Genomic DNA, 9,177 nt, shown 5'->3' with positions numbered 1-9,177 from the left:
GCCATACGCTCTTTGTAGGAGCGGATAAAATTATCGCCACCCATTGTCATCATGACTCTCTCGTTTAAAGTGTGTCTGTGCCACAGACTCGGTGACAGCCTCTTTGTGTTGCGGTATTTCTCCGGCATATTCAGGGGAGGATGAAACAGGCTCACCCGCTGAAAAATGAAAATCAGGCAGCTTGATAGTCGGGTATTCGGTTAACGCAATCGCCTGTCGCGCCACCTTAATCGGTTTGCTGTAGGCAACCCGCGCCAGACCGACACCGATCATCACGGCCGCGCCGTCGGGCAGGTGCTGAATGGTGTTGGTGTCTATCAGTTCGCGTTTTTCTTTAAATACGGTGGTTTCGGTGCTCATCAGTTCGACATTGCCGGTCTCTGTGGTCACGTTGCGCCGTTCACTGTCTACAAGTATTTGCCCCGTTTGCTTGCTTGCCCACTCCGCCACCTTGTAATCTTTCATGCGGTAGATCCATTTAATCGGCGTGTTGTCTATCACCGTCGCTTGGACTACTTCCGGCTTCATGTCTGCACCACACTGACCAAAATCACCGAGGGACTGGTGCGTCAGCAGAATATTACAGTTCTTGTCACGTACTGTGCCGAGGGCTTCCAGACTGGATTTTGAAAGCAGGTACTTAACCTCGTCGAGAAAAATATTCACGTGCGTAGTTTCATGAAAACGGTCGCGCTCCTCGATAATCTGTAAGCAACGCACAAACAACATTTTTTGCAGCATGATCACCGATTCATCACGCAGAGAACCGACAACATACAGACAACCGCCGTTAAGAATAAAATCCTTTAAATCAATCCCCTCACGGGTCTGTAAAACGGACAACGAGCACAATTCCTGCAATAGCGTCATAAAACCACTGGCGGACTCCCTGACCTTTTGTGGCAAACGTTGCGCCGCGTCAAGTAGGGCAGCGACATCTGTGCCTTGTTCAAACTGGGACGACAGCAAACGGACAGCTTGGCGGTCATTGTCACGGTAAAAATCCGCATTATCGCCACGCCGTCCGAGACTGAAGCCCGATACCAGCAATTCATTGAGCTGATAAGATGACAGGTCACGGAAAATATTCAGTTGTGCAGGTTTACCCTGGCGTAAATCCAGCAGTAAAAATTTATCAGACTGCCCTTTGAGAACGTGCGGGGCAAATTCATCATTCTTCGGATCAAAAACAATGACCGTGTCATTAAACGTTCCGGCACACTGCGCCAGAGCACAACAGGCCAGCACACCTTTACCACTGCCGACTGAACCCATTATCTGAACATTGGATTTCACCCATATCTTGCGCGGGATAGTGATAGGGTGGCGTTTCTCGTCCAGTCCGAGGAATACGGCATCTTTGGCCGCCGCCATGTCAAAGTAATCAACCGGATTGAAATCAGGCACAGACGCAAATTGCAGTGAACGGGCGTCAGAAAGTTCACCCGTTCGCCCTTTATGCTTATTCCGCTTTTCAATGATAACGCGGTTAATTTCTGCATCTTTTTTCGCCATAACGTCACGGATAAAAATAAAGTAAACCAGACTCGATACAATCCCCCCTGCCACCAGAGAACCCGCCAGCCAGAACACCGGATAAAAACGGTTTTCACTCAACAATAACTCAAACGTGACTTTTTCATTGATGATAAAGCAGGCAAGAACTAACAGAAGGTAAGATAAAGCAGTTAAACCAAACAACGCGCTCACCAATGACATAAATAGCCGTGAAATCCAGCGCTTGGCATAAATACGTTTGGACGGATTGTCCAGATTCGCTTTCTGACGCCACACTAACGGGATTGTTTTCCCATCACCCGTTTTGTTGTGCAATTGCGCTTTTCGAATCGCCTCACTGCTCACACCCAGCAGGCTATAAGCATGTAATGTCCGGCTCAAAGTAAAAAAGACAAAACTAAAAACAAACCCGCAAACAGCAACAGCCAGCCAGTCCGCTTCAATGACAGAAAACGCGAACGGATACGCTTTCAGAACAGAATACAACGCCGATGATAAAGACATACTCCCCCTCTTTTTCGGTGAAATTCTCGCGCCCCAGCGTGAGAAAGAGGCTCAGAACGCCCCAGCGTGATAAGCCTCGGTTTCATACTTTCGCATTGCGTCCAGCTTGCGAAAGTACACAAGAAACAGTCTGCCCCAGCAGATTTTTCGCCGTGCCATAAAGCACAACGAACCTGCCCCAGCAGGTGAGAGAAAAACACAACCCCAGTTGTGATTTTTCGGTGGGCGGCGCCCCGTCAAAGTGAATGCCAGTGAGCGCATGACCAAAATGAAAAACAGTGAAACGTTAGGCGCATCCAGCGACGTAGTTTTTGATTTTGGTCATGCGTGAGCATGACGGGGCGCGGGTGAATTTCTGACGTTGGCGGCGTCCAGCCGACATAAGACAGAAAGAGGGGAAAAATGAATGTTGGCAGGCGTCCAGACTGACATAAATGAATTTTTCCCTTTGTTGTTTTCGCAGCCCTAGCGGAGAAAATAACCATGCCGACAGGCATAAAGATAGCTATATAATATAGGTGATTAAATAAATTGTTAAGTAAAAAAGGGTTCTTATATAGCTATTGAGTGACCGTGCAAAACATTAAGTTCAGTAGATATTCCGCTTCCTCGCCCACTCGCTCGCTGCGCTCGGTCGTTAGGCTGCGGCGAGCGGACTGTGCTAAAAAAACCAATGTTCTTTAGCTAACGTCAAAAAACAAAAAAGCCCCAAAAAGGGGCTGTTATCTGATATAGGTTATCTGGTGCACTCAAAGCAAACCATTTTTCTTTTTGTGGTAATACCAGCGGCGACTAATTCCTAGTGATTCCCACGGCTTGAGCGTTCTCTCTGAGTTTGGGATCGCGCCACGCTTTGATTTACGTCCTCTGGCTGCCTGAATCTCTGGCGTATGCGTGTCTGCAACATACTGCGCGAACGCCTTTTCGCTCATGCGTTGGTGTGTCCACTTGGCAATACTGCGCCCGATACAGGCGCATTCCGGCAGCGATAGCGGGTTGGTCAGCTGGACATTGTACATTTCCACACGCTGAATGACGGCCAGTTGCCACCGGGCAAAATCGGGATACCCCTGCCTAATCGCCCTGTAAGCCCATTTACGCGTTTTTTCGAATAATTCACAGTTACGCCCCAGCCCGTAATTAAAATCGTTCACGCGGGCTTCTGGGGCGTTCAAATCGACATAATCGGCAAGTTCGTCCAGCGTGTAGACTGCCTGACGCCATGTGGTCACCTGCCAGTGCAGGTTAAGGGGGTTTTTGCAAATCAGTCCGCTGTAATTCACGTCTGCACGGAGTTTCGCACACAAGCCACGCTCTACCGATGCAGCATATTTCAGGGCTTTGATACTGGCATCGGGGGCAGTTCTGACGGCGGTTTGTAACCCATAAAGCAGATGGGCATGTCCGTTCGTCTGGTTCTTTACCGTGATGTTGGGGGCGGGCGCGTTGCTGTCCGTCCAGTCTATCGCCGCACCAACGCGATCAACATCAAACACAAACCAGAAAGCGGCATGGGGGGGGTTGTGCTGGATGTAACGGGCGAGCTTGGCCACATCGGCGTTATTGATACGCAATCCATAGAGTAAATCATCCGTGTGATAGGGTTTTCGGGGCAAATGGTCGGCAAAATAATCCAGTGCAAAACTAGTCATTTATGGCTGAGCTTATGGCGGGGTGTTGTTTCTGTCTGTACATATGCTAAACTCTTTTTAAGTTTTGAGCCTGCGCCCTCGTGAATTGTGAGTCTTCCGCCAAGTTGATACACAATTTCGGGGGCGTATGTGTTTATAGTCTAAAATTACTCTGCAATAATCATTTTGTCTAATCATCAGACGGTGAACAGTGACAAAGTTCACTGCCTGACGGACTTTAAATTCCCATTTTCTGAGACGATTCATTATGTAAATTTACAGAAACCCTGTTATTGCATTAGCTTTTCATTGCCTATTTTCAAATAAAATGGCTTACTTGGGATTAATTAACAATTAAAGAGGAAATACTAATGCAGTATACTACTTACATGGAAATCTCAGGGGCAGAACAAGGATTGTTATCGAAAAACTGTTCAGAAAATGATGCTCATAAAGATAAAATACAGCTCCACTCCCTTGAGTTATCAAAAGGCATTGATGGTTTAAGTCATATAGACAAAATCATTTTAGAAAAAAACGTAGATGGTGCATCACCTTTATTACTTAATGCTATTGATAAAAATGAAAGTTTAGAATTGAAAATTTTTCAGTGCATTGATGATAAAATAACCCATGAATTTAAATTTCAAAATGCATTTATAGAAAAAATAAACACTAATTTCTCAGAAGAGGATAAAGATTCACCTTATGAGAAAATACAACTAAAACTAGCTTGATAATGAAAATTTACACTGGGTGATAAAAACATTATCACCCATAAACAAGAGAAACACCATGAAGAAAAATAACATTTATCTATTAAGTAAATTGTCAAAAAAAGACATTAATTCTTTAAAAAATGCATACAAAAGAGAGCACGAGTCAATGGACAAATATGATGAGTGGCTTAGTGATTTGTTTCGCTGGAATCTATCAACAGTATTCACACTCAACACCATAATCATATTACTTTATTTCGTAAGCATATACTCAACTAATAATAATCCTGTTGCGATGTTTTTCATTTATGCATTCATATATTTTTCTTCTATAATACTTCTATCCATAGTAATATCCTTAGATAGAAAATTTAGTTTTCTTCTATACTTAAAGGCGAAAATAATTTACTTTTTCAGTTACTTTCATCTTCCTCATTAAGAAAATATTTATCTAACAGCAAATATGCTTTAATTGCCGCATTACTAGCTTTATAAGTAAGCACCGCTTTACCACTGGTAAACATTTTTCTTTTATAATCATTCTCCATATGCCTGAATAACCTAACCCCCCCCTTTTCAGTGAATAATTTATGTAAAAGTGGTACTTTTTCAAGACCACTTTTTGTTTTCACAGGTAAGTTTATAATTCTTTTTGAAGGATCATATTTAGCAAAAGCTGTAAACCCAAAATAAATACCAACGCCAAAGTTTACCATATCATACGCAAATTCCCCAGTACCCTCATCAGCACCAAAAAAAGAAAAACCCTTTTCTGTAAAAAACTTAGTTGGATTATTTGGATTTATATAGCCATCTGTCCATTCATACATGATATTGCTTGCCCCTTCCACTGCGTCGCCAACCCCTGTGGCTATAGCTAGAACTCCCATGCCTTTAGACTCCATGCCTCTTATCCACCCTCCCCTTGTGCCAAAAGCCATAATTCCAGCTCCAAGCTGCACAATACCTCCAACAACTTTTAACCCATTTTTACCATAATATAGAAATCCTTTTCCTGAGTATTCTTGGGTATTTAAATATGTTTTCCTATCTTTTCTTCTTCCTTGTTCATAACCATACCTTTCAGCATCCAATTCCCTTCTTATTTCGGCTATGCATCTTTTCATGTCAGCCCAGTGCTCATGACGACCTTGATTATAGTTATATAAGGCAATTTGATAATCACGCCTTATTAATCTAACCACTTGACTAATTTCATATAAATATTCACGCTTAGATTCAACATCATCCAATAAATAAGCTGTTGAATATCTGGATAATTTAATTAATTCATCACCATAATAATCAAATTGTTCCATTGTTGGCATTATTATCATTAGTATACCCTCTCATCCCATATACTATAAGAGCTGGTTCCGGCAGTTACATGCTCCCACGTAATGGATTTAAATTTAATGGATAGTGATTCCTCTGGTTGTGCATCATTATGTGTTATGGAGTTTGGGCAAAAGAAATTGATATTTACCAACGATGCTTCGGTTAACTTAATTTTATAATATAATTCAAGACCACCATTCATCGCAGTTCGATAAAAGAAAAACTCACAGGTTAATATTTCATTTGATGTTAACGCCTGTGATAATAGAGGCGATGATTTATCGATAGGTTTACGTATATCTATAGGCTGAAAATTCACATTTTGTTGCATTGATAAATTAGAAGATAATTCATTAACCAATATTTCGTCTTCATGCCCTTTTTGATATTTATTCCCTATAGAATCTACAGTAGAACACCCTCCAGAGATTAACCCCTGTTTTTTCCCTTGTAACTTAAGATAAATAATATTCGCCATCACTATATCCTATATAATTTAATTTAAAAAAGCATGATATTACAAAAATCACTCAAAACAAAATATTAAAAATGAAAAAATTATCTTATCTATACGTTAAGATACCCATAATTCATTATGTTAAACGGGTGAGGTTAGTCACTAAAAATACCCGTTAGGTACGTTAAAAACACCTGCAAAAAGGAATAAGATTAAAATCTGTTTCTAAGATGACTGCAAATAATGATGCCGAATTAGCGTATTGAGTAGGGATCCTGTCTCTGACCAACGACTGCCAGTATACTAACCTGTTTAGCCTGATCGTCTACCTCGTAAAGCACATGTTGCCCTACCAAACTTATGCGGCGTACATCTTCACCATAGCGTGAATCAACTTCGTACAGACGGGGAAATTCTGCCAGTTTGTCTGTCGAGTTCAGGAGGCGATCCGTTACGTTTCTGGCATCCCAGAGTGATGAGTTTTCCGCGATATAGTCAAAAAGCGCCATGACGTCTTCGATAGCTCCCTGTTTCCATTCGACGTCATACGTCATCACGTAACGCCTGATAACGATTTTGTAACTGTTGGCGAAGTTGTTCGGTAGTGATGCCTGAGCGACTGTCAGCACGTGCGATCGCAACTTTGGCTCTTACCCGTTCTTCATACTCAGCCTGTGCCAGTTCCTCGTTAGCCAGTCGTTGCAGAAGTTCCGCATTTCGGGTTGCGTTGGCGCAGGGCATGATCCGAGGCAGATTCTCCGCCAGTTCACGCAGGAAGTTGGCGTTTTCATAGTGGGTTGTGTTGTTCATTGTCATGCTCCAAAGGTTTTTCTGCTGGTTGTGCCAGAAGATTGACTTGTGCTGATTATACGCCATTAAATTAAGTCGTGAATAGCTGATCTCAGGGGTACGAGCCGGAACTGTCCAAAATTTTGTCGTGTTAATCCCCATTTGTGGCGTCACTTGGTAAAATCCAAGTGACGCCAGTAAAAATCATATCCAAGGGTGTGGCCTGTCTGATGTTAGACAAAACTTAACCCAATGAAGCCAGTAATAAATATCGGCAGGCTTTAGACAAACAATCTGTAAGTGACTTATCAAGACTTCATTGTCATGATTTATTTCGGGGCTTGCGTTCTATCAGGCTACCAGTGTTATCGAAATAGCGACTGGGCCAAATTTGGGAGGGATGAAGCTTGAGGTAGTCGGCAATTATCCATTCACCTTTTGGCCAAGGTCGGATCAGGGTATTGGCTAATGTGGATGAACTTAACCCTGCTTTACGGGAGATTGCTGCTAAGGTAGTTCCTTGTTTACGTAAGGCGGCAATAATATCGGCAGGATGCCAGTCTTGGTTCGCATTCATATCTGTTTCACCTCATGTTATTGGTGGCGATTCAAATAGGGTTCGCAGTACCGGGAGTGTTTAACCGGTGAGTCATTACCTCTCCTGTTTGAACCACCATAGATAAAAGGTGAAAACAGACACACAGGTAAAACTTGTTTTACCTGTGCTGATGAATCTCAGGGCTGCGACCCCTTGCTCTCAATTTTAACTGATAGCTATTTCAGATTACCGAATTAACTACTTAAATAAGTAAAACAGTAAGTTAAATCGATATTTAATTGGTGTTATTAGTGTGTGTTTGTGACCTCATTCACCTCATAAGTTTCCAGTAATCGGCTTAACTTACGTATTTTTTTCATGGTGGCGTAGATACAGCTATGGAGATGTCGCACATTCTCATGTATGTCATCTTTTCGGCAGAGATACTCTGCACATTTAATCAAATCAGTGGCATCTCGTGCCAGTGCGTAGGCATTTTTTGAGGTTTGGTAAGTAAAGAGTTTAGCCATGTTTTACCTCTATTCGATAAGGTAAAACAGTTAAATGTACAGAGGAACACCAGAGGATTATTTTCATTTTTGCTTTCTCTAATTTTATGGTGGCGACTCAAACAGGGTTCGCAGTACTGGGATTCATCAAACCAGCGAGACAATAGTCTCCCCTGCCTGAATCGCCATTGAGAGGCAAAAACAGGCACACTGGCAAACAGATAACGTTACCAGTATTGATGAATCTCAAGGCTGCGACCCCTTGACTATCGGATTTTGCCGATAGCGTTATCAGGTTAACGGGATAATTAAAAACATTCAATAATAAAATCAAATGAATGCGACAACGAAAACAGCGACCCGTCATTCAAAACTTGTTTTTGGGTGGCGGGTCGCTGTTGACCAACGAGCGAAGGCGAGGCGGTAGGGTTTGATCAAATGACAGAATGCACATAATCACCACCGTATAAAAAATAATACATATCACTCGCGGGCAAATTCCTCATAAGTTTTAAAGTCAAAAAAACGGTCTGTAATGTCAGGCGATAAGGACTGTAGACGCCCGCCAATCGAGGCAGCATCAACGGCGTAAAATATGCGTTTAACCCTGTCCCGTAACTGCGGATCGGGGAACAGATACACCACACCCGCCCAATGATTCACGGTTATCTGATTCAGATAGATTTCGACGATGTCGCGGTAGCGTTTCGGGGACTTAGCCACCCGCTCCACTTCCACCGCCCAGATGTTCCCGTCCTTGCGCATCAGGCCGTCAGGGTATTTTTGCCCTTTTTCCAGCTTGAGATTGCTGGTCGGTTTCCATTGATACCCGTGATGTCTGGCGACAAGGCTTAACCGCTGCACATCAAATCGGTGTTCCAGCGTGCTGAGTGTGATTTTTGACGGTTCAAACGCTTTCAGCTTAAACGGGTCGTCATGGTCATCCAAGACCATGACAGCCCCATGCTGCGTAATGCCATACACGTTAAACGGTCTGTAACCGCCTAAATCCACTTTTTCGGTACTCAGCAATCCCTTAGCACACATTCGGTTTAACGCCGTGTACACGGTACTGGTCGCCGTATAATTCAGTACCCTGCTCAGGATTTCAGCCGTTGAATAGATTTCATCTTTCAGGAACCGCAGAATAGCCTGCTCGTTATCCTGTTTTTTT

10 protein-coding genes are annotated in these 9,177 nt (G+C 43.0%); 1 reads left to right on the top strand and 9 read right to left on the bottom strand.

Features of this window, described 5'->3' with window-relative positions; translation table 11 throughout:
- Nucleotides 1-30: 30 nt before the first annotated feature.
- Both PSI15_RS16295 and PSI15_RS16290 read right to left on the bottom strand, forming a co-directional pair.
- Nucleotides 31-2,022 carry a type IV secretory system conjugative DNA transfer family protein gene (locus PSI15_RS16295; protein ID WP_273584448.1) on the bottom strand — a complete coding sequence of 664 codons (1,992 nt, stop codon included), beginning with the start codon at nucleotides 2,020-2,022 and terminating at the stop codon, nucleotides 31-33.
- Nucleotides 2,023-2,771: 749 nt separating this feature from the next.
- Nucleotides 2,772-3,674 (bottom strand): replication initiation protein, encoded by a 903-nt coding sequence (locus PSI15_RS16290; RefSeq protein ID WP_273584447.1) that lies wholly within the window; start codon nucleotides 3,672-3,674, stop codon nucleotides 2,772-2,774.
- 350 nt (nucleotides 3,675-4,024) lie between these two features.
- Between PSI15_RS16290 and PSI15_RS16285 the strand changes: the two genes are divergently transcribed.
- Nucleotides 4,025-4,390, top strand: a complete 366-nt coding sequence (locus tag PSI15_RS16285; RefSeq protein ID WP_273584446.1) for a type VI secretion system tube protein Hcp — start codon at nucleotides 4,025-4,027, stop codon at nucleotides 4,388-4,390.
- Nucleotides 4,391-4,785: 395 nt separating this feature from the next.
- Here the strand turns inward: PSI15_RS16285 and PSI15_RS16280 are convergent, their stop codons facing one another.
- From PSI15_RS16280 to PSI15_RS16250, 7 genes are all read right to left on the bottom strand, one after another.
- Nucleotides 4,786-5,709 carry a DUF4225 domain-containing protein gene (locus PSI15_RS16280; protein ID WP_273584445.1) on the bottom strand — a complete coding sequence of 308 codons (924 nt, stop codon included), beginning with the start codon at nucleotides 5,707-5,709 and terminating at the stop codon, nucleotides 4,786-4,788.
- The gene (locus PSI15_RS16275; RefSeq protein WP_273584444.1) at nucleotides 5,709-6,188 is read right to left on the bottom strand and encodes an Hcp family type VI secretion system effector; all 480 of its coding nucleotides are present in this window, start codon (nucleotides 6,186-6,188) and stop codon (nucleotides 5,709-5,711) included. The genes PSI15_RS16280 and PSI15_RS16275 overlap by 1 nt, the downstream gene beginning before the upstream one ends.
- Nucleotides 6,189-6,421: 233 nt before the next feature.
- Nucleotides 6,422-6,721 carry a type II toxin-antitoxin system RelE/ParE family toxin gene (locus tag PSI15_RS16270; protein ID WP_273584443.1) on the bottom strand — a complete coding sequence of 100 codons (300 nt, stop codon included), beginning with the start codon at nucleotides 6,719-6,721 and terminating at the stop codon, nucleotides 6,422-6,424.
- Nucleotides 6,711-6,977 carry a plasmid stabilization protein gene (locus tag PSI15_RS16265; RefSeq protein ID WP_273584442.1) on the bottom strand — a complete coding sequence of 89 codons (267 nt, stop codon included), beginning with the start codon at nucleotides 6,975-6,977 and terminating at the stop codon, nucleotides 6,711-6,713. The genes PSI15_RS16270 and PSI15_RS16265 overlap by 11 nt, the downstream gene beginning before the upstream one ends.
- A gap of 301 nt (nucleotides 6,978-7,278) precedes the next feature.
- Complete coding sequence (locus PSI15_RS16260) at nucleotides 7,279-7,533, bottom strand: helix-turn-helix domain-containing protein (protein WP_273584441.1); 255 nt, start codon at nucleotides 7,531-7,533, stop codon at nucleotides 7,279-7,281.
- Between the two features lie 269 nt (nucleotides 7,534-7,802).
- Entirely contained in the window at nucleotides 7,803-8,024 is a 222-nt protein-coding gene (locus PSI15_RS16255) for a hypothetical protein (RefSeq protein ID WP_273584440.1), read from the bottom strand.
- 462 nt (nucleotides 8,025-8,486) lie between these two features.
- A partial coding sequence (locus tag PSI15_RS16250) for a replication-relaxation family protein (protein ID WP_273584439.1) occupies nucleotides 8,487-9,177 on the bottom strand: 691 nt, incomplete at its 5' end.

Origin of the sequence: Xenorhabdus sp. PR6a (genome assembly GCF_028599065.1) — a bacterium.
In the GTDB taxonomy this organism is placed as follows: domain Bacteria; phylum Pseudomonadota; class Gammaproteobacteria; order Enterobacterales; family Enterobacteriaceae; genus Xenorhabdus; species Xenorhabdus doucetiae.
The sequence above is the reverse complement of the archived record's forward strand: the minus strand, read 5'-3'. Positions and strand labels throughout refer to the sequence as shown.